Annotated in this window: 17 protein-coding genes; 9 read left to right on the top strand and 8 right to left on the bottom strand. The window is 38.8% G+C overall.

Annotated features, from left to right (window positions below):
• Window positions 1-53: 53 nt before the first annotated feature.
• Genes LY11_RS16435 through LY11_RS16425 form a run of 3 tightly spaced genes read left to right on the top strand, consistent with a single transcriptional unit; the run spans window position 54 to window position 2,446 of the window.
• Window positions 54-662: a hypothetical protein gene (locus LY11_RS16435; RefSeq protein ID WP_111634740.1), complete on the top strand. Its 609-nt coding sequence runs from the start codon at window positions 54-56 to the stop codon at window positions 660-662.
• Window positions 663-669: 7 nt separating this feature from the next.
• On the top strand, window positions 670-1,410 hold the full coding sequence (locus tag LY11_RS16430) for a Dph6-related ATP pyrophosphatase (protein ID WP_111634739.1): 741 nt from the start codon (window positions 670-672) through the stop codon (window positions 1,408-1,410).
• Window positions 1,411-1,417: 7 nt separating this feature from the next.
• Window positions 1,418-2,446, top strand: a complete 1,029-nt coding sequence (locus LY11_RS16425; protein ID WP_111634738.1) for a S66 peptidase family protein — start codon at window positions 1,418-1,420, stop codon at window positions 2,444-2,446.
• Window positions 2,447-2,509: 63 nt separating this feature from the next.
• On the opposite strand, the gene LY11_RS16420 is transcribed toward LY11_RS16425, so the two are convergent.
• The 3 genes from LY11_RS16420 to LY11_RS16410 all read right to left on the bottom strand — a co-directional run bounded on the left by LY11_RS16420 (window position 2,510) and on the right by LY11_RS16410 (window position 5,060).
• Window positions 2,510-3,868: an OmpA family protein gene (locus LY11_RS16420; RefSeq protein ID WP_111634737.1), complete on the bottom strand. Its 1,359-nt coding sequence runs from the start codon at window positions 3,866-3,868 to the stop codon at window positions 2,510-2,512.
• A 162-nt stretch (window positions 3,869-4,030) separates the two neighbouring features.
• Window positions 4,031-4,426, bottom strand: a complete 396-nt coding sequence (locus LY11_RS16415) for a VOC family protein (protein WP_111634736.1) — start codon at window positions 4,424-4,426, stop codon at window positions 4,031-4,033.
• Window positions 4,427-4,469: 43 nt separating this feature from the next.
• The gene (locus LY11_RS16410) at window positions 4,470-5,060 is read right to left on the bottom strand and encodes a TetR/AcrR family transcriptional regulator (protein WP_111634735.1); all 591 of its coding nucleotides are present in this window, start codon (window positions 5,058-5,060) and stop codon (window positions 4,470-4,472) included.
• Between the two features lie 377 nt (window positions 5,061-5,437).
• Between LY11_RS16410 and LY11_RS16405 the strand changes: the two genes are divergently transcribed.
• The 5 genes from LY11_RS16405 (at window position 5,438) to LY11_RS16385 (ending at window position 15,132) form a co-directional block, all read left to right on the top strand.
• Window positions 5,438-6,784: an NAD(P)-binding domain-containing protein gene (locus LY11_RS16405; RefSeq protein WP_211321581.1), complete on the top strand. Its 1,347-nt coding sequence runs from the start codon at window positions 5,438-5,440 to the stop codon at window positions 6,782-6,784.
• A gap of 140 nt (window positions 6,785-6,924) precedes the next feature.
• Window positions 6,925-7,506, top strand: coding sequence for a YdeI/OmpD-associated family protein (locus LY11_RS16400; RefSeq protein ID WP_111634733.1), 582 nt, complete (start codon window positions 6,925-6,927; stop codon window positions 7,504-7,506).
• Window positions 7,507-7,673: 167 nt separating this feature from the next.
• A complete protein-coding gene (locus LY11_RS16395; protein ID WP_111634732.1) occupies window positions 7,674-10,061 on the top strand; it encodes a TonB-dependent receptor in 2,388 nt (795 codons plus the stop codon).
• Between the two features lie 402 nt (window positions 10,062-10,463).
• The gene (locus LY11_RS16390; protein WP_111634731.1) at window positions 10,464-13,658 is read left to right on the top strand and encodes a SusC/RagA family TonB-linked outer membrane protein; all 3,195 of its coding nucleotides are present in this window, start codon (window positions 10,464-10,466) and stop codon (window positions 13,656-13,658) included.
• 19 nt (window positions 13,659-13,677) lie between these two features.
• Entirely contained in the window at window positions 13,678-15,132 is a 1,455-nt protein-coding gene (locus LY11_RS16385) for a RagB/SusD family nutrient uptake outer membrane protein (RefSeq protein ID WP_111634730.1), read from the top strand.
• A gap of 27 nt (window positions 15,133-15,159) precedes the next feature.
• On the opposite strand, the gene LY11_RS16380 is transcribed toward LY11_RS16385, so the two are convergent.
• From LY11_RS16380 to LY11_RS16365, 4 genes are all read right to left on the bottom strand, one after another.
• Window positions 15,160-16,512 (bottom strand): S41 family peptidase, encoded by a 1,353-nt coding sequence (locus LY11_RS16380; protein WP_111634729.1) that lies wholly within the window; start codon window positions 16,510-16,512, stop codon window positions 15,160-15,162.
• 5 nt (window positions 16,513-16,517) lie between these two features.
• Window positions 16,518-18,893: an ABC transporter permease gene (locus tag LY11_RS16375; protein ID WP_111634728.1), complete on the bottom strand. Its 2,376-nt coding sequence runs from the start codon at window positions 18,891-18,893 to the stop codon at window positions 16,518-16,520.
• Between the two features lie 175 nt (window positions 18,894-19,068).
• The gene (locus LY11_RS16370) at window positions 19,069-19,539 is read right to left on the bottom strand and encodes a hypothetical protein (protein WP_146610860.1); all 471 of its coding nucleotides are present in this window, start codon (window positions 19,537-19,539) and stop codon (window positions 19,069-19,071) included.
• Window positions 19,540-19,691: 152 nt separating this feature from the next.
• A complete protein-coding gene (locus tag LY11_RS16365) occupies window positions 19,692-20,579 on the bottom strand; it encodes a helix-turn-helix domain-containing protein (RefSeq protein WP_170132709.1) in 888 nt (295 codons plus the stop codon).
• 184 nt (window positions 20,580-20,763) lie between these two features.
• Here LY11_RS16365 and LY11_RS26740 point away from each other — a divergent pair, with 184 nt between their 5' ends.
• Window positions 20,764-20,931, top strand: a complete 168-nt coding sequence (locus LY11_RS26740; RefSeq protein ID WP_170132708.1) for a hypothetical protein — start codon at window positions 20,764-20,766, stop codon at window positions 20,929-20,931.
• 111 nt (window positions 20,932-21,042) lie between these two features.
• Here LY11_RS26740 and LY11_RS16360 read toward each other — a convergent pair.
• Window positions 21,043-21,359: IS3 family transposase (locus tag LY11_RS16360; RefSeq protein ID WP_170132707.1), on the bottom strand; the 317-nt coding region annotated here is incomplete at its 5' end.

Below are 21,359 nucleotides of genomic sequence, written 5' to 3'. Positions count from 1 at the left end.
GTTGCCCTAAACAGGTGACCTTTGTTGTGAATAAATATAACCTCCCAGTCTGAATGAGTGCCCTTAAACAAATACTTTCAAAGAAAACTGATAAAGAATTATTGTTTTATATCAATAATATTGATAAACATACAGAGGAAGCAGTTCAATTAGCGCTTGCTGAATTAAAGCATAGAAATGTTGAATTACCTGAAACGGTAACGAGCGATATAGCAGGAAAGCTTAATGTGAGAACAATACAGACCTTACAAGGAAAAGAAGAAGTCTGGACTGAAAATATAGATGAATATTTTGGCGCTCCAGAATGTTATACTAAAACTGCTGTTTATACTTTTTCAATTTTATTTTCTGTTCTTCTAGGTGCATATATGCTGGCTGTAAACTGTAAAGCAACTGGCAGAAGAATGTGGCCGGTAGCTTTATTTGGTGTCTTCTATACTGTGTCGCTACCCTTTGTTCTGAGCTTTATGAAGCTGGATGGTATAGGTTTTGGATATATAGCTAACAGTGTAGTAACCCTGGTTATGTATGAATTATTTTGGAACAGTGAACTTGAAAGAGACTTTAAATGCCGGGCTAAACCAATACTGATTCCATTAATCATAGGTATTATTATCGCTATTTTTATATTTATACGAATTGTTATATTGAAAAATAAATAACATACAATTGAGTAGACTAAAAACATATTTTAACTGGAGTACAGGCAAAGATTCTGCCCTTGCGCTGCACTATCTGATGCAGGATGAAAACTATAGCGTAGAACATCTGCTTACCTCAGTTAATCAAGAACATAACCGGGTTAGTATGCACGGTCTTCGCAGAGAACTGTATCAACTTCAAATCAATGCGCTGAACCTTCCATACAGTACTATAGAATTGCCAGAACAACCCTCCATGCAGGAGTATGAAATGCTGATGAAAAAGGAAGTTTCCACTTTACAACAACAAGGGTTTACGCATGCTGCTTTTGGTGATATATTTTTAGAAGACCTGAGGAAATACAGAGAGAACCAATTATCAGCGTTAACTATAAAATCTGTTTTTCCCCTTTGGAAAAAAGACACCAGGAAATTGCTCACTGAATTTATTGACCTCGGTTTTAAGTCTATCCTGGTTTGTATCAAAGCAGATTTACTCGGTCAGGAATTTGCAGGAAGAATTATTGATGCAGATTTTATTAAAGATTTGCCCCCGAATGTAGATGTTTGCGGAGAGAATGGTGAATTCCACACCTTTTGCTTCGATGGGCCTATTTTCAATAAACCTATTCCTTTTGAAATAGGGGAAAAGGTTTACAGAGAATATCAGGCCCCTGAAACAGATGCGGACTCCTGTTCAACCCAACCCATAAAAAGCAATAGTGGATTCTGGTTTTGCGATTTATTGCCAGTAAATAATAGCGAATAATTAGCCTATGAACCGAAAATATTTTATTTCTTCCCTGGTAGCTTCAGGAGCAATATATTCCACCTTCAAAAGCTGGGCTAATGCTGCTGTAAAAGAAGAAATCAATAAGCCAAAAATTCCTCCATACCTGAAACCAGGTGATACCATAGGGATTACCAGTCCTGCGGGATCTATTAGCTTAGCAAATATCCAACCCGCTGTTCAGCTTATGGAAAGCTGGGGTTATAAAACCGCAGTTGGTTCAGCTATAGGAAAAAAAGATTTTACCTATGGAGGTACAGACAATGAAAGGCTCGAAGACCTTCAGCACCTATTAGATAACCCGGCTATTAAAGCGATAATGTGTGCCAGAGGCGGATATGGTATCGTGCGTATTATTGATCAGCTGGATTTTACTGAATTCATCAAACACCCTAAATGGTTAATCGGATTTAGTGATGTCACAGTTTTGCACTGTCATATCAATCAGAATTTTGGTATTGCCACCCTGCACGCTAAAATGTGTAATAGCTTTCCCGATGATTGGACTAAAGCAGAACCCATACAGATTTCTACAATCTTATCAATCCGGCAAGCATTAGCTGGCGAAGATTTTAAATATACTGCTCCGGCTGCGCAGTCGAACCGTACAGGCAGGGCAGATGGGATTTTAATAGGGGGGAACCTCAGCATTATTGCAAGTAATTCCGGTACAAAATCAGATCTGGATACGAAGGACAAAATCTTGTTTTTAGAAGATACGGGCGAATATTTGTACAATATTGACCGGATGTTCTGGAATTTAAAACGTACCGGGAAACTAGCACATCTTGCCGGGTTGATTATTGGAGGCTTTAAAGCAAAACCAGATGATCCGGGAGAAATATTTGGCAAAACCATTGAGGAAATTGTGAACGAAAAAGTAAAGGAATATGATTACCCGGTTTGTTTCAATTTTCCCTCAGGACATCAGCGCGCAAACTTCGCACTGAAATGCGGGGCCAAACATCTTCTTGAAGTGGGGACTGAAGGAAGTACCCTTCGCTCATTGAAATAACCGGGCCAATAACTTAAAAAATGTCCGGCAGGAATTCTGCCGGACATTTTTAATCAACTGTAATTATTTTTTAGTTACACGTATATCAATACGGCGGTTTTGAGCTTTTCCATCAGCAGTATCATTACTGGCAATCGGATGTTCTGCACCGTACCCCTCAGCTGCTAAACGCTTAGCATCCACACCCAGTTTTACCAGTTCCTGCATGGCGGCGTTAGCCCGTTCATTTGATATTTTCTTATTAATTGCAGCATCCCCTGTATTATCAGTATAGCCGCCTAATTTTAGATTAACCTCAGGATATGCTTTTAAAATAGCCACCATGTTTTTTAATTGCTCCTGCGACTCCGCTTTTAGCGTGCTTTTTCCAGTTTCGAAGTACAATCTGTCGAATGTAAACCAGGTAGTTTTATCCACAGGTTTACTCTTATCCTCAATAAATGCGATCAGCCTGCTTTCTACAGAGTTCTCCCCAATACTTATAACTGTACCATCAGGTAATTTCTTGTCAATTTTAGCACCCAGATCTCTCACAAAATCTCCTGCTTCATTCACCTTTCCAGCAACAGTACTACTTAAAGCAGCGGCTCCCGCTTTCATGGCATCGCCGGCAGAGTCCATTTTAGAACTCATTGAATCGACCTTATTTGATAAAGAATCAGTAGCACTGCCAACTGTTGATTTATTACACCCGGATCTGCCCAGAATCCACCAGGCACCAATGATGATAATCAGCAAAGGGATCAGCCATTTCAAGAATCCACCACCAGACTTGGTATCCTGCACCGCTCCATAATTTACAGGGGGTACTTTGGGTAGATCTACTTTAGGAACCTCTACCTTGGGGATTTCTACTTTAGGTATCTCCACCTTAGGTACTTTCGGCAGGTTAAGACCTGCTAAACCTAAAGAGTCACTCAAGCCTTGTGGCAGCGCTGCGGTAATCTCAGATTTACTTTCAAATATTTTGCCTAAGAGGTCAGAAAAACTCCAGCCCTTACCTGCCATTGTTTTGGTAATAAATCCAATAACCAATGGAGCGATCATAGCCATTAATCCTGAAGATTTTTCAGCACTTAATCCGGTGGAAGTAGCCAGTGCGCCCGTTACAGCACCAGTATCACTTCCAAATAAACCACCTAACAAAGACTTTCCTTTGTCCAGTAAAGAACCTTCACTACTATTTAATAAATCTTCAGGATCACTTTCTGCGACTGCACCAGTACCAGGCAGGCCAGGTAGTATTTTACTCAGGAAACCCGGGTCTGCTCCAGCTCCATTTTTCAGGATACCCCCTAAAACGGCGGGGATACCAGCAGCGAAACCAGTTTTTACCTGGTCCTCGCTTACGCCAGCTTTCTGGCTCAGAGATGAGATTAAAGAATCACTCACCTGACTTTTTAATAGTTCAATTAAATTCATGTTGATAGTTTTAAGGTTAGAAATTTTAGTGTTTTTATCATTCTTTTATAAAATAAAAGACGTATTAACTCATCATATTCAAACAACCACTATACACCCCCGCCTTTAATTTCCATTCAATACAATTACTTGTACTTACCTAAATATAAGCTAATTAAACGATTAATTGCTGTTCACTTTATCCTTTAACTCCGGACGCTTTTCTTCAATCAAAGAATTGACCTCGACCATGAACCCTCCAGGAGCCATAAAATAGAAAGTTATTCTTCCATGTTCCTCCCGAATTTCTTCCGGATTATAACCGCCGGCTGTTATTTTTTCGTGAAGCTCTTTTACCTGCTCAACAGTTTCCTGCATGAACCCGATATGAAAGATTTGAGGATACACAGCATCATCAGTTTTAAAAAAGGTAATTAATGAGCCATTCTTATCCAGTAAAAATGCCATTTTTGAACTGACCGGAGTCTGCGGCGCGCGTACCATACCAAAATAAGTTTCCAGCATTTCTACAGTTGCAGGAACCTCAGTAACTGCAAATCCAATGTGATTTAGTTTCATTATTTTTAAATTAAAAGGTGAGTAATATTAAATCCGATGATGTTTAAACTTTAAGTGCTTTGAGCACCAGTTTGAACGTTTGCCAAACAAGTTCTTCCGTTAAAATAAAAGTGCTTCCACCAGGTCTTTGTCCCTCATAATGGGCGCGGATCAATGATTGCAGGGGAGAAAATGCAACCGACCAGTAAACCTCAATTGGCATGGCGATAATCTCTCCCCGGTCAATTGAGTTTTTCATGAACCTGCGGATCATATGATCAAAATCGTCACGGAAACCACTATATATCTTGTCCTGATAAGACGAGGAACGCAGTAATTCGAAGAACAGGCTTAAAACGGGATTTGCGATCTGGTATTCAAATCTGTTTTTCCATTGAACATGCAATCCCTGTTCAAAACTGGCTTCAGGATCGAAACCTTTGATCACTGCCTGCCTCATTTTCGCAACTTCTTCGCTGGCAATCTGTATAATCAGATCATCCTTATCCTTATAATAGATGTACAAAGTAGCCATTGATATACCGCAAGCCTTCGCCAGTTTATTGGCACTAAAGCTCTCAAAACCATGGGTAACCAACATTTCAATGGTCAGTTCTTTAACTAACAATTCTTTCTCTTTATTTCTTGGGCGCATCAGCTTAATTTACTAAAACAAATATAAGTGATTGATCTCTTACTTATGAATATAATTTAAGATTTATACTTTTATGAAGCGTCAATAGCATGTTACAAAGGAAGAATTGCGGGCCTGATTATGTATATTGTCATTTTAGAACATTCCGATGCAATTTAATAATGAGATATTTAACGAGTATATACCTGGCATACCACACACTTTATCATGCTGATCTCCCGCAGCTAAATCAGGAGAAATTTATATTAATACCACCTCAGTTTTATTCTTTCGAAGGATAAAATCAGCAGTATTATTCCGCACTGCGACTAATTCATTTCATTTTTATTGACCTATCGGGATGTTGTTTAAAATATCAAACAACAAATAGAATAATTATGAAACCAAGAATAGGAATTATTGGTGCAGGCCCAAGCGGTCTTGCACAATTAAGAGCATTTAAATCTTCAGAGAAAAAAGGAGAGGAGCTTCCGGATATTGTTTGTTTTGAAAAGCAAGAAGACTGGGGCGGCCTGTGGAATTATACCTGGCGTACAGGTGTTGGGAAATACGGAGAGCCAATTCATGGGAGTATGTACCGTTATTTATGGTCAAATGGACCAAAAGAATGCCTGGAATTTTCAGACTATACTTTTGATGAACACTTTGGCAGGCCAATTTCTTCTTACCCTCCAAGATCTGTTCTTTTTGATTATATCAAAGGAAGAGTAGAGAAAAGTGATGTCAGAAAATTTATAAGATTTAATACCGCAGCACGTTGGGTAGATTACGACGATAAAACGAAGAAATTTACCATTGTACTGGATGATTTAGTTAATAATAAGACTTATACTGAAGTTTTTGATTATTTAGTCATTGCCAGTGGCCATTTTTCCACGCCGAACATGCCACATTTTAAAGGAATTGAAAATTTCCCAGGCACAATTATGCACGCACATGACTTTAGAGGAGCAGATCAGTTTAAAGATAAGAATGTGCTGCTGGTAGGCAGCAGTTATTCTGCCGAAGACATTGGCGTACAAAGTTATAAACATGGTGCGAAGTCTGTCACTCTGAGTTACAGAACTAATCCAATTGGTTTAAACTGGCCGGATGGGATCAAAGAAGTTCCTTTACTTACACATTTTGAAAATGATGTGGCCCATTTTGATGATGGGACAGCGGAAAGTTTTGATGCAGTGGTGATGTGCACAGGCTATCAACATAAATTTCCTTACCTGCCAGATGTTTTGCGCTTAAAAACACAGAATTGTCTGTACCCGGATAACCTGTATAAAGGGATTGTATTTAACGAATTACCTCAACTGATCTATTTAGGGATGCAAGACCAATATTATACTTTCAATATGTTCGATACCCAGGCCTGGTTTGCCAGAGATCTGATCCAGGGAAAAATAGATTTACCTGATCAGGAGCAGAGAAGGAGGGACATGGACTACTGGCTTGAAAAATCATCAGAGAGTACAACCCACGAAGACCAGGTTGATTTTCAAACGGATTATGTTAAAGAATTAATCTCTCTGACAGATTATCCTTCCTTTAACCTGGATGCAGTTGCCGTATTATTTAAACAATGGCTTAAAGATAAAGAAACAGATATTTTAAGATACCGTGATCAAACCTATACTTCCGTATTAACTGGTACTCAAGCAGAGAAACATCATACTGCCTGGCTGGAAGAAATGGATGACAGTTATCACCGGTTTTTAGGAGAAGAAGTTTAATTAAAAAAGATCCTTATCTGGGCTGCAGATAAGGATCTTAAAAAAACACATAAAAATTTGCGTGGCTGAATAACTACCTATATTTTAGTAATGAATTTAAAACGGGATGTATTTCAAAAAGTAAATTAAACTAGAACCATATGAATCCTAAGGTTGATTTTTACTTCAATAAAGCCAAAAAATGGCAGCAGGAATTAGAGCAATTGAGAACGATTGTTCTTGACTGCGGATTAACTGAAGAGTTGAAATGGGGTGTTCCATGTTATCAATTTGAGAAAAGCAATATAGTTTTACTGCATGTATTTAAAGAATACTGTGCGATCTTGTTTTTCAAAGGAGCCCTTTTAAATGATACCCATGGTATACTTATCCAGCAAACTAAAAATACGCAATCGGCGCGTCAGATCAGGTTTACGCATTTACTGGAAATTATTGAAATGAAGTCCGTCCTGAAAACCTATATCTATGAAGCTGTTGAAGTAGATAAGTCAGGTTTGAAAGTGGATTTTAATGCGAATACAGCAACTTTGATCCCTGAAGAATTTCAAAAGAAATTAACAGAGATTCCTGCTTTGAAAACTGCTTTTGAAACATTAACACCGGGAAGGCAAAAAGCATATTATCTTTATTTCTCTACGGCCAAACAAGCTAAAACCAGGGAGGCAAGGATGGAGAAGTATATACCGCAAATCCTCAGTGGAAAGGGATTAGATGATGAATAAAAAACATATTAGCGTAACTAAATAGTTTTATCTGCCATTAAGTTTTATTTCTCTTTGTAGTTTATTTGTCATTAAAATGTCTTGTTTTAAATCAGTCTAAATAATAACTACTTAGTAGCCAGATGATATTGTAAGTTTGTTGCCTCAAACAACACACACCAATATTTATGCTTTTTTCTAGAACAAAAATCGTTGTCACCGCATTTTTTCTTTTGCTGGTTACTTCAGTTTCCTTCGCACAAACAGGAGGAATTAAAGGGATTATAAAAACATCAGATGGTATACCAGTAGAGCTGGCCATGGTTGCTATCAAGAGCGTCGCCAATACCTCAACTGATAAAGACGGTCAGTACCTGTTGAAAAATATTCCGGCCGGTACTTATACATTAAGTGCACGTTTAGTTGGTTTAAACTCAGTTTCCCAAAGTATAACCGTAATCGCGGGGGAAACCACAATGGCAAATCTGACCTTTACCGTTTCTAGCCAGCAATTAAATGAGGTCATCGTTAGCGGTGGGAAAACTAACAAATTCGCAGTAAAGGAAAGTAAATTTGTGGCGAAAATGCCCTTAAAGAATCTCGAAAACCCGCAAGTTTATTCCGTTATCTCTAAGGAGCTGATGACAGAACAGGTGATCACCAGCTATGATGATGCCCTAAAAAACGCTCCTGGAATTGATAAATTATGGTCTTCTACAGGGCGTAGTGGTGATGGTGCAGGCTATTTCTCTCTCAGAGGTTTTGCCGTTCAGCCTACGCTGGTCAACGGTTTGCCAGGTTTAACTAATGGGAGTCTTGATGTTTCCAATGTAGAACGTATTGAAGTGCTTAAAGGCCCATCAGGAACTTTATTCGGAAGCAGCTTGATTTCTTACGGAGGATTGATTAATACTATAACCAAACAGCCCTTTGATGGTACCGCAACAGATGTTACCTATACCGCAGGAAGTTATGGATTGAATAGAGCAACTGCAGACTTTAATACCCCAATTGATAAAGACCATAAATTACTTTTCAGGGTGAATGCAGCTTTCCATAATGAAAACAGCTTTCAGGATGCTGGATTTAAGAAAACAAGATTTATTGCGCCATCGCTGTCCTACAAAGTTAATGACAGGTTATCCTTCGTGGTGAATACTCAATTTTTAAGCTCAAAAGGTACAAACCCTACCATGTTATTTTTCGACAGAGGTACTGCGCTGAAAGTGAATAATCTTGCTGGTTTAAACTATGATCCTAAGTTATCCTATACTAGTAATGATTTGAGTATGAAGACTCCGGTTGCCACTATGCAGGGACAAATAAATTATAAAATATCAGATCAATGGAATTCTCAGACTATGATTTCCATAGGTTCTGCAAAATCAGATGGGTATTATTCTTACTTATATGAATCGTCTGAATCTGTTGCGGGATCTTCTAAATTCGACCGTTATATCAGTGACCAGAATTCTACTACAAGAACTACCGACATTCAGCAAAACTTCATCGGTGACTTTCATATTGCTGGTATGCGCAACAGGATTGTTGCTGGTTTGGACTACTTTAGCAGAACATTCATCGATAAAAGCTCTGCTTACGCTGGTTTAGGCCTGGTTACCCTTGGTGGTAATGACACAGGTATATTGACCAGAGCAGGTGCAGATGCAGCAATAGCTGCGGCAGGGAGTAATAATAATAGCAATACAAATCAAAAGGTTTATAGCGCTTATTTCTCGGATGTCTTAAACTTCACACCAGCGCTATCAGGGATGTTTAGTTTGCGTGTAGACAGGTTTGAGAATGGAGGACAAACAATTGCAGCTGCAGACAAATATGCACAGACCGCATTATCCCCTAAATTCGGATTAGTCTACCAGGTATTCAAAGATAAACTTTCCGTTTTTGGAAATTATATGAATGGCTTTACCAATGTTCAGCCAGTAAATGTTTCTATTGATGGAGTTTCTTCTACGAAAAACTTCAAACCAGAACATGCCAATCAGTGGGAAACAGGGGTGAAGACAGATTTATTTGCGGGTAAATTAACCGCTTCCTTAAGTTACTATGACATCCGCGTCGCTAATGTGGTTTTGAACAGTGGCCAGAATGATGTTTCACAAGGAGGTAAGAACTATAGTAAAGGATTTGAGGTCGAAATACAAGCCAATCCTTTCCCGGGTTTTAATATTAATGCAGGTTACAGTAAAAACACGAGTAAGTTAACAGGAGCAAGTGAAGATTATGAAGGAAGAAGACCTGAAAGTGCAGGACCGGAAGATCTTATCAATGCCTGGTTTAGCTACAAAATTATGAATGGCGCTGTAAAAGGATTAGGCTTTGGTTTTGGCGGAAATTATGCAGGGAAAAATCTGATCTTGAACAGAGCGACTACAGGCGTATTTACACTTCCATCTTATACCGTGCTGAACGCTTCAGTTTCATATGGTATAAAAGCTTTTACTTTTGCATTTAAAGTAGACAATCTAACGAATAAAGAATATTATAAAGGCTGGAGTACCATTGAACCAATGAGGCCAAGAACTGCATTAGGAACAATCGGTTATCATTTTTAGTCCTTATAAAACATACTGAAATATCCTTATCTGCGTAAGCGGGTAAGGATATTTTTGTTTTTAGTGGTTGTTGTTCAGTTTTTCATGTCTTTTTCCCAATATTTTAATGTTTAAACAGCTGTTATTTTTATGAATTTTATTTTAAGTCATGAATTTATTAGTAATTATACTTTTTTAAGAGGCTGAATCATTGTTTTTTCTATAAAATTATAGGGGCACTGATTATTTTTTACAGTGTATTCGTTGTTTGTTGTGTTTTTTAGTCACGTTCACTAGTCGAATTGTATTTTTTAAGTCATTTTGCGTTCATATAATTTTAAATTGTTTTATCTACCATATTGTATTGTATCAGAATTGTTATATTCAGCTAACCACAAGTTAACTAAAACTAAACTAAATTTTATGAAGAAAATTCTAACGATCTTTTTCGTGATGATGCTATGTGCCAATTTTGCAATAGCTCAGGAACGGACCATTACCGGCACGATCACAGCCAAAGAGGACCAGCTGCCTCTACCAGGCGTAACTATTCGTTTTAAAGGCGCTAAAGGCGGTACCCAGACTAAAGCAGATGGGAAATTCTCTGTTAAAGTACCCGCGTCAGTAACTACACTTGAAATTTCCTCTCTCGGTTTTATCACACAAGAGAAAGTAATCGGCAGATCAGCTGTACTGAATATCCTGATGGAAAACAGTGCACAAACATTGAGCGATGTTGTTGTTGTCGGTTACGGCACACAAAAACGCGGAGAAATTACAGGGAGCAGTTCCTCGGTAACCGGGGCCGCAATTGCACAAAAACCGATTCAAAGTCTGGAAGCCGGTTTAGCAGGACGCGCCTCCGGAGTTCAGATTACTGTTCCTTCGGGAGTTTTAAACTCACCACCCGTGTTTAGAATTCGCGGAACAAATTCAATCTCATTGAGCTCTCAACCCTTATTTGTTATTGACGGTATTGTTGCTACCTCGGGTGATGCTTCAAATGTAGCCTCACTAACCGCTGCGGCAACAAATCCTTTGGCAAGCATCAATCCAAATGATATTGAGAGTATTGACATCGCAAAAGACGCAGCATCCACTGCTATTTACGGGAGCAGGGCAGCAAATGGAGTGGTATTCGTGACCACTAAAAAAGGTAAAACAGGAGTTCCCAGAATAAACTATGACAATTGGATCGGATGGTCAAGCCCTTACCGTTTGCCAAAATTATTAGACGCATTTCAGTATACAGATTATAAAAATGAAGCAGTAGCCAATGCGAATTCAATTCGGGCAGGCAGTGTAAATATTATAGTTAACGGAGTTTCGCAATTACCGAAATTTGCATTAACTAACGGGCCGGACGGGCAGCCAATCAACACCAGGTGGTATGACTATGCCTACCACACCGGATTTTCTCAGAATCATAATGCGAATATCTCTGGTGGTACTGAAAATACCAAGTATTACATGGGTGCAGGTTACTCCAATCAACAAGGTATTTACATTAAGAACAGCTTTAAAAGATTAAACGCATTATTTAATATAGATAGCAAAATCAATGATTATCTGACCATTGGAGGTAAATTGTCCTATTCAAATGAGAAGAACCTTGCAGGTATCAATTCAGGGTCCAGCTATGGTGATGCCTATGGTACTTCTGGTGTAGCCAGAACTGCGCTGGTTAATGCACCTAATGTTTCTCCTTACAATAACGATGGGAGCTTTAATCTGGGCGCTACCTTTGTAGGACCAATGAACAACGTGGTAAGTGGTAATCAGGTTGGGTTTTATAATTTTGCACAAGTACTTTCTAAGAACAGAGAAAATAATGAAGTAGATCATATTCAATCTAACGCTTATATACAGATCAATCCTTTAAAATGGCTATCGCTGAGATCTGTTTATGGAATTGATAACATCAATTCTGACAATGATATTTTTTACAATCCAGTACACGGACCAGGGCAGGGGCTGAACGGTCAGGCCCTTGGTATCTTCAGAAAAAGAAAAAACTGGGTCTGGACAAATACCGCGCAGGCAAATTTAACTACAGGCAAGCATAACTTTAATGCCTTACTTGGTCAGGAGCAGCAAAGAAACACTGTTACTGGTTATGGTATAGACCGTCAGGGATTAGCAGATCCGAATTATGATGTGGTACAAGCTGGTTTCACTTTAAATAATGCTTCTTCAATGATCTATGGAGAGAACTACTTGTTATCTTATTTTGGACGTTTAAACTACAACTTTGACGGAAAGTATTTCCTGAGCGGTAACTTAAGACAAGATGAATACTCTGCCTTAGGCCAGAAGAAAGGAACTTTCTGGGGTGTTTCTGCCGGATGGGAAATCACTAAAGAAGACTTTTGGAAAAACAGCAGCCTGGGAAATATCTTCAGCAGTTTTAAATTAAGAGGTAGTTACGGTAAAGTGGGTAATATCGGAGGTATTGACGATTACGCTACCTTAACAACATTTACTTCAGGATTATACGGCGGTGCAGCTACTTCTATCTATAATGCCGCTGGTAATACACAGTTGAAATGGGAAACCAGTAAAAAAACTGATATAGGTTTCAATTTCGGAATTCTGAACAACAGGTTAACAGCTGAAGTTGCTTATTATAAAAATAACATCGACGGGTTGATCATTAATGTTCCTCAAGCCCCATCTACAGGTGTGCCGACCAGTATTTTACTGAATGCAGGTACCATGTACAATAAAGGATTTGAATTTTCATTGAATGCAACCCCAATACAAACTGCAGCATTCAGCTGGACCAGTAATTTCAATATCTCATTTAACAAAAACGAGATCACCTCACTGGCTCCGGGTCTGAAAGAAATCATTTTTGCTACTGGAAGTACCTCAACAGGAGAGAATGTAAACAGGACTGCACCAGGTTACTCCATCGGATATTTGTATGTAGTTAAAACCGCAGGTGTAGACCAGGCTACAGGAAACCGTATATTTTTAAATGCTGCCGGCAGGAAGGTAACTTATCAGCATATTGTGCCAACCGGACAATCTAACTGGAAATATCTTGACGATGGAACCACAGCACCAGCAATTACGCAAAGTGCTGATGCGGTAATGTATAAAAACTCCTCTCCAAAAGCTTATGGTGGATTTGACAATACATTCCGTTACAAAGGATTTGATTTAAACGTGATGTTAACCTATCAATTGGGCTTTTATGTTTCCTATGGAACCAATGCAGGTCTGCACGATCAGCGCTACTGGAATAATGCCGTAGACGTATTGAACCGCTGGCAAAAACCAGGAGACGTAACCGATTTTCCAAGAGCAGTTTATGGGGATAATGTTTCTTACGGTAACACTATTCCATTAGATATTAACGTGTTTAAAGCTGATTTCGTTAAATTAAAGAATCTGTCTCTCGGATATACTTTTCCTAAATCGATTTTAGGAAAAGCGAAGATCAATAACCTCCGGGTTTTTGTAGCCGGTCAGAATCTTGCGATTATAACAAAATACCCAGGTCCTGATCCGGAAGTGGCTTCTAATGGTTTAAATCCAGGCGGACAAGGATCAGATAGAAACTCCGGTCCGAATTCAAGAACCTATACCATGGGACTTAGTGTAAGCTTTTAATTGATCAAAACAGAAAATCATGAATAAAAAATATATACTTATAACGGCATTATACGGCTTTATGCTACTAACAGCTGCCTGTAAAAAAGAATTGCTTAATCCAGTATCTCAAACCACTGTCGCTAGTGATAACGCATTTGATACCGCCTTACGTATCGAAAATCAGGCATTATCCTTATACGGGTCTTTAAAAAACGGCAACTTCTATGGCGGCAGATATGTGGTCTATGGAAATTTAAGAGGAGAAGACTTTATCAATGAAACCAGTAACCTGGTTACCGCGTCCGATGTATGGAGTATGAATGTGGCGAATAGTGCAACTTCTGTAAAAACGCTGTGGTCACAAGGATACCTTACTATAAACAGATGTAACGTCTTTATTGACGGCATGACTGCAAAAGGGACAGCAGTAGTAGGCGCTCCTGCAACCGCTAAATATATTGCTGAGGCCAGGTTAATCAGGGCCTTATCCTACTATAGCCTGCTACAGGTATTTGCAAGACCTTACTTAGACGGAAATGGTAATAAACCTGGATTACCGCTTAGGTTAACAGGGATTACCGCTCCGGGATCTTCCGATCTGGTCAGGAGTACCGTAGCGCAGATATATGATCAGATTATAGCAGATCTGAATTTTGCAGAAACCAATCTGGCTTTAACAAATACTACATCTAATGTAACCAGAGCACATCGCAATACAGCAATCGCTTTAAAAACCCGGGTATATCTGAGCATGGGAAAATACGCTGAGGTCATCACTGAAGCCAATAAAATAGTTCCGGCTGTTGCACCTTTTAAAGCAACAAGTGGTGTTCCAAATGAAATGCAGGCCGATCTTGCCTCAGTATTTAAAACCTACACGACTGCCGAATCTATATTTTCATTGCCAATGACTTCTTCTGCAATTCCGCTTGATAATCCCGGTACTCAGAACTCCCTGGCTTCTTATTTTTATATGACAGCAAGTGTACCCGGAACAACAGAATACTCTTTGAATTCAACAGGAGTACTGGCAAATACCGAATGGAAAGCAGCCGATAAAAGAAGGGCCTTGATTTTTAACAAAGCCGATGGTAAGAAATACCTCGCTAAATTTACAGCTCCGAGTCCTTACACAGACTGGGCACCAGTAATCAGGTGGTCTGAAGTATTGTTAAATCTTGCTGAAGCAAGGGTGCGCAGCTCTAATTCAATTGATCCACAAGCTCTTTTGTTGATCAATGCCGTACGTCAGCGCTCAGATGCAACTACGATAATCGCCCCTGCATCGATTACTGAATTTACTGACGCACTGTTATTGGAGCGGAGAATAGAATTCCTGGGTGAAGGCTTAAGAGGCCCTGACTTAACAAGGCTATTGCTTGCTATTCCGGCTAAAGGAAGCGCACCATCTAAAGGTCCTGCTGAAAGTGGGTATATCTGGCCAATTTCTTCAGATGAACTTTCTTTAAATAAATTAATGACTGATAACTAATCTCTGATTGAAAGCCTCTGAATATTACTATTCGGAGGCTTTCTTTTGATGGAGCTGATCCATTGCCACGTCAGTAAAACGATCACCACTGTAAAAACTATTATAGAAATCCAGTCGGTTTCCTGAATAATTCATATCCTGACTTACTGGAATACCTGTTCCCTCATAAGTTTTTCCGGCGGGGTCAGTATAAATCTCATTGGATAAACTAAACTCCCATCCAATAGGCAGTTCCTTCCAGAGTATCTCTGAGAAAATACCAGCAGTTCTGGAACCTGTTATTTTAATCTCCGGGTAACTAAGTGCAGCCAAGGCGAAAATCTCTGCCGCACTCGCTGTATTACCACTCAAAAGCAACTGCACTTTACCTTGATAAGCATTATTTGCCGGCTGTAAAATGCAGGCTTGTTTAGCTGTATTACCCTGGGGAGTTTTAGCCGCTACAGAAAGAACATGTTTACGCCCGCTAACAAAATAACTCAAAAGTCTTAAAGCTACCGTCTCCAATCCGCCGCCATTGAAACGCAGGTCAATAACCATAGCATCTGACTTCCCGATGTCGGCCAGGATTTTTTCCATAACCTGGTCAACGCCGTTAAGCTCCTCCTCGAACTCCACCAAAGGCGACCTGAAATCTTTGCCCTTATCCTGTTTTTTCGCAAAGCCATTCATATCCTTGATCAGGATATAACCAGTTCGTGTTCCTTTCACTTTCCCCCAGCTGATAACCCCATTATTATAAGCATGTGTATTTACTAAATAGCGCTCCTGTATAGCCTTAATAATATCATCCTTTTTACGTTTGATTGCCGGAGCTGCCACAACTGCTTTTGCTTTCAGGGAATCCGGAATTTCCAGCCTGATGTGACCGTCACCTATTTTTTTGACGATCTTCAGGAGCATATTACTAAACTCCTTTGGAGAATCTATCTTTTGTGCCCTTGGCAGGTACTCCTGATAAACCTGTTTCCAATTTACATTTCGTTCCCTGAAAAAGGCGTAATTATCATTAAAGGTTTCCCAGAAAACCTTAAAGTTCTCCTCATATGAAGCTGCCGTGGTGTCCATGTGTGTACATTTTGGAGGCAACGTATCAACGCGCGTAAAAATGTAGTCTACAATTCCTCCCGGATTAAGTACCATTTTATTGTTATCCAGGGAAACGACAGAGAACCTTCCGTCCAGCTTGCCCTCTGCCAGGGCCTTGCAGCTCAGGCTATTCGCATTATAGTAAGTATATGTACTATCTTCAATCTTTAAGTACCTTCCGTAACCCTGTTGAACCCAGGAAGTGTTTTTCAGCAGTCTTACAGGATGCTGCTGCGCGTTGGTACTTAAGGCTATCAGCAATAAGAAAAATGTGAAATAAAAATTAGTCATATTTTTTAAGATTCTTGCTTTAAATATTTTGACATATTGGCCTGATTAGCCTTGAATATATGCCATGATACACTTACTAAAGTGGTGCAAATCAGTATGATCATTGATAATCCAATAGGTAATAAAGAGAATTTAGAATCAGAAGATAACTGCCCGAACATTTTGGTCGTCAGGAAAAAAGAAAGGGGTATACCCACTATAATTGCCGTTGTAAGCGCGAACAGAAACTCTTTATATATCAAGTACATGATGTTTACCAGGTCAGCACCCAGGACTTTGCGGACGCTGATTTCTTTCATTCTTTTTCCTAAAATAATAAGGGCCAGTCCGAAAACACCTGAAATGGAGATAACGGTCATCAGCAGAGAAGTAACCGCTAATACTTCTGAAATTATGGAGAAACCCTTGAAATATCCGCTAAATACATCATCCTGTATATAAAAATCAAACGGAAGATTGGGGTATATGTTCTGCCAGATGCTTTTGATTTCTTCCCGCGCACTTAAAAATAGATTGGATGAGCTTTTGATATACACAAACTTCACTTCTTCGGGTGTGGCGCTGGTCAATAGCATAGGGGACACTCCATACTCAAAACTTTCATAATGAAAATCATTGACCTGTCCGACCACTAAATAATTATGGTTATGGTATTGAATACGTTTTCCAATAGCAGTTGACCAGTTCATCATTTTTAAAAATGCCTGATTGACAATGACAGCATCTTTTTGGTCTGTTAACTGGTTTTCGCTGAAATCTCTGCCTTCCATAACTTTTATGCCCAGCTGACTTATAAATCCTGGTAATACACTGATACTTTTAACCTGCTCAGTTTTACCCTCATTTTTAATCAAAATCTCTTTCGTATACTGCCCTACAGGCTGAACCGATCCAGTAACTGAGACTATACTTTTACTGCGCTTTAATTCTTCTTTAAAAGTTTTATAAGTGGAGCTGTTATCCAGCGTGACCACTACATTGTTTTGCGGCTGATAACCCCAGGATTTGTTCTTGATCTGTTTGGTTTCCTGCATAAATGCAATAGCAGTGGCGATAGAAATAAAGGTGAGGAAGAATTGAATACCCAGCAAAGCCTTTCTGAAACGGTTGTTACTGCCCATTTTAGCATTTCCCTTCATCATACTTACTGTATCTAAACGGGAGATATAAAATGCAGGATATAACGCGCCGCTTAAAGCAGAAACCAGGATAAGAAGCAGTGCAACTGTCCAGGTGCGGAAGTTTAAGAAAAATCCTGTACCCAATTGAAATCCTGCTACTGCGCTAAACCACGGGAAAAAGAAAACCTCTGCCAGGAACAATCCAATAAATACTGCAATGGTGCAAATTATAACGTTTTCAACTATAAATTGAAAGATAAGCTGTCTGCCGCTGCTGCCCAGTACCTTTCTGACGCTGACCTCTTTCAGGCGACCGGAGGCAGAGGCTACCGTAATATTTACATAATTGAAATACACCATCAATAAGATGGAAATGGCAATTACCACGAGCATAATCAAGCCTATAGGTTCCATTGTGCTAAAAGAACTTCCGGTTACCTTGTAGGAATGAAAATTCATAGTTTTTAGCGCTTGATAATGGAAGGATGTTAACTGATGATCAGGGTGTACCGCATTGTATAAATCAATATATTTTTTTTCCTGAGATTTAATGGAAGAAAGTGTCTTTTGATCAGCTGTTTCAATGAAGGTGATATTAGTGGACTCACTCCAATCACCGATTTTGTTTATCCCTAAAGAAACCATTCTGGAATGTGGTACAAGCGCAGAAAAACTGAAGGAAGCATTAGAAGGATATTTACTGAAAACACCCTTAACGATAAAATTCTCTGCTACAGTCCGGCCATTTACATTAAAAGTGATCGACAGCACTTTTCCAACAGCGTTGCGATGACCAAATAGCTTTTCCGATAATTCTGAAGTAAGTACGATGCCGTCTTTGTCTGTAAAATGTTTCTTGTCGCCCCATTTTACAGTATAGTCGAACATTTTATAAAAGTCGTCATCAACAAAAGCGACTTTGTCCCTGAAGAGGTTCTCCTTTTGTTTGATAACTACACTACTATAATTCAGGCGGGCCATATTTTTAACCTGCGGGAAGTCATTTTTAAGCGCCGGGCCTAAAGGGGAAGGGCTGCCGCCATGATACTGCTGATTTCCATTTTTGTCAGTTACGCTTTCAATAACAAACAGGTGGTTTATTTTGGTATTGAACGTATCCTGATGCGTTGCCCAATAAGAATACTCGAAAACCATTAAACAACATCCTACAGCTAATGCAAGTCCTGAAATATTGATCAATGAAGAGGCCTTATGTTTAATCAGGTGACGAAAGCCAAGCTTCAAATAGTTTTTAAGCATAATATAATTTTAGTCTGATACCATTTTACAAGTACAAGCCAATCAACATGCCAAAGTAAACATGTCGATCGTAACGCTTATAGAGCCATTAATTCAGAACTAAGATACAGTAAGGTGTTCATTATCGGACTTAGGTGAACGGAATTGTACAGGAAGGCAGCCAGATAAAATCAGGTTAGTTAGTGGTCTTAAGTTTATTGACCACATCTAATACAATGACTAATTTACTATGACTTCTTTGATCAATATCTTTCAGGTGATTTAAAATATTCATCTTCTCTGCTCTTCTGATGTAGAAATTCAAAGGAGTCTTTGAATTGGAAGTTAAATTTTCTTTATCATACATGATGTACCCTTTAATGAAGAGCAAATTATCTTCCTGCGTCGGAAGATTTGAATGAATACCCTTACCAGAATCATTTGAATTTACATAATCCGTTAACGTATTGACAGTGAAAAGAGAGAATTTATGATTTTGTGCAGCGAGTCCGAAGAACCTTTTGAGCGTAGTTGCGCTGATATTTCTATGCAGACATTTGAAGATCTCCCGGGAGATGTTTTTACAATCTGAGGGTTTGATAATTTCTATACAGGATTTAACCAATAGCTGGCGTTTAAGTTCAGGTAGATGAGAGTAATCGTGCATGTGCTTCGTTTTTATAGTTAGATGATGTTAAGTTACCTTATATTCAAACAAAGGGAAAAAGTTTCGTATTCTGATAATATCAATTGCAATTTGTACGTTATCAGAACAAAAAGGATAGAATCGGAACACAAAATGGCCTGAGATCAGCGTTTTCAGGAAATGGACAGTTGCGCTGTATTGATTTTCTGAAGATACAATGTCGGGCTCATTCCTGTTTTTTTCTTAAAAGCAATAAAAAAAGTTGTTCTTGAAGAGAAACCCGCTTCATTTGCCAGCCCCTCTAAAGTTAATTCTTTCCACTGCTTACTATTCAGCCTTTCAATAATATAACAGACTCTGTATTCATTAATATAATTATTGAAATGCTTGCCATAAACGTTTGACAGCAAAAAAGAGAAAGCATGTTTTGGAACACTGCAATACTTGGCCAGCTGTTGAAACGTTAAGCCTTTCTGTTTAAATAGATAATTATCTTTCAATTGAAGTTCAATACAATTCTGATAAACTAGTAAGGCTTCAGCTGTGAAAACCGGGTAGATGGTTTTTGCAGTCTCAGCATTAAAATAATTTGTGGATTTCTCTTTTACTTTCGGCGTATATCCGCATGTTAACGATGGATGCGTATATACATAACTGCATAAGAAAATAAAGGAAATGCACATGGACATTGCTGGAAGATATATCGCCTGCTTGGTGATACCGTACTGCTCTATATTCAGGTAAGCAATCAGGGTGTAGCAGGTTAAAGAAAAATACATAGCTGTTTTTGAAAACACTAAAACCCATATCCACTGATAATAACTTTTATAGATAGCAGTATCAAGTTTATACTTCTTATCATCTTTCATTTTTTGCAGATGAATAGTTAAATAGCAGATATATATTACTCCCTGGGCCGGCCTTAAAACCGCATGAATCCAGACTGGAAATATATTATATACAGTTTCATATACTTTGGCAGGGTCTTTTAAAATAGAATAAACGATGTCATATCTTTCACTGCTGCCCATCAGAAGCCAGGGGATAGTATCTAATACCATTAGTGCCGCAGGAAGGAAATGCCACCAAAAAAAACGAGGCTTATCAGCTGAACTAACCAGTATAACATATAAATATATACAAGGAGGAATCAAATAATAGAATGGTTTTGCAATTCTATAGTAGACAGGAATATCGAGGATAACCCCTGTTAAGAAAAGAAAATAATTTAAGGCATAAATTACAATGGAAAGAAATGCAATAGCGAGTAAAATATTAGCTAATTTATGTTCAGACTCTTTACAAAAAAGAAGCCTGAGAATTATGGGGAGGGAAAAAAGAATTCCCAGGAAAATTAAAATAGTTAAAGAGCCATCCATAGGTAGGATTATTGATCAGGATATAATGTTCTGACCAAATCTAATGTGTAGGTGTCACTAGTGTAGTAGAACTATTTCTAATCGCTAGTAGAATTAATTCTATAGAGGTAAGGAGTGGAATTGCAACATTAAAGTTGACATTTAGTTAAGCGGCAATATTTTGTTTATTTAAGTTTCTACCAAATTCTTCTGGGGACAAGTACCCCAGTGTAGAATGTAATCTTTTACGGTTATACCAAGTCTCTATATATTCAAAAACGATGAGTGCTGCCTGCTCTTTGTCTGTGAACTTATGCTGATACACACATTCAGCTTTGAGCGTCTTGAAGAAGCTCTCCGCTACTGCGTTGTCCCAGCAATTTCCTTTTCTGCTCATGCTTCTGATGATCAAAGGATTTTTTTCCAGTAAGCATCTGAATTCGTTGCAAGCGTACTGAACTCCGCGGTCAGAATGAAAAATCA

The sequence above is a fragment of the Pedobacter cryoconitis genome, from assembly GCF_003259615.1.
Classification (GTDB): Bacteria; Bacteroidota; Bacteroidia; order Sphingobacteriales; family Sphingobacteriaceae; genus Pedobacter; species Pedobacter cryoconitis.
Note: the sequence above shows the minus strand (reverse complement) of the source record. Positions and strands in the feature narration are given on the sequence as shown.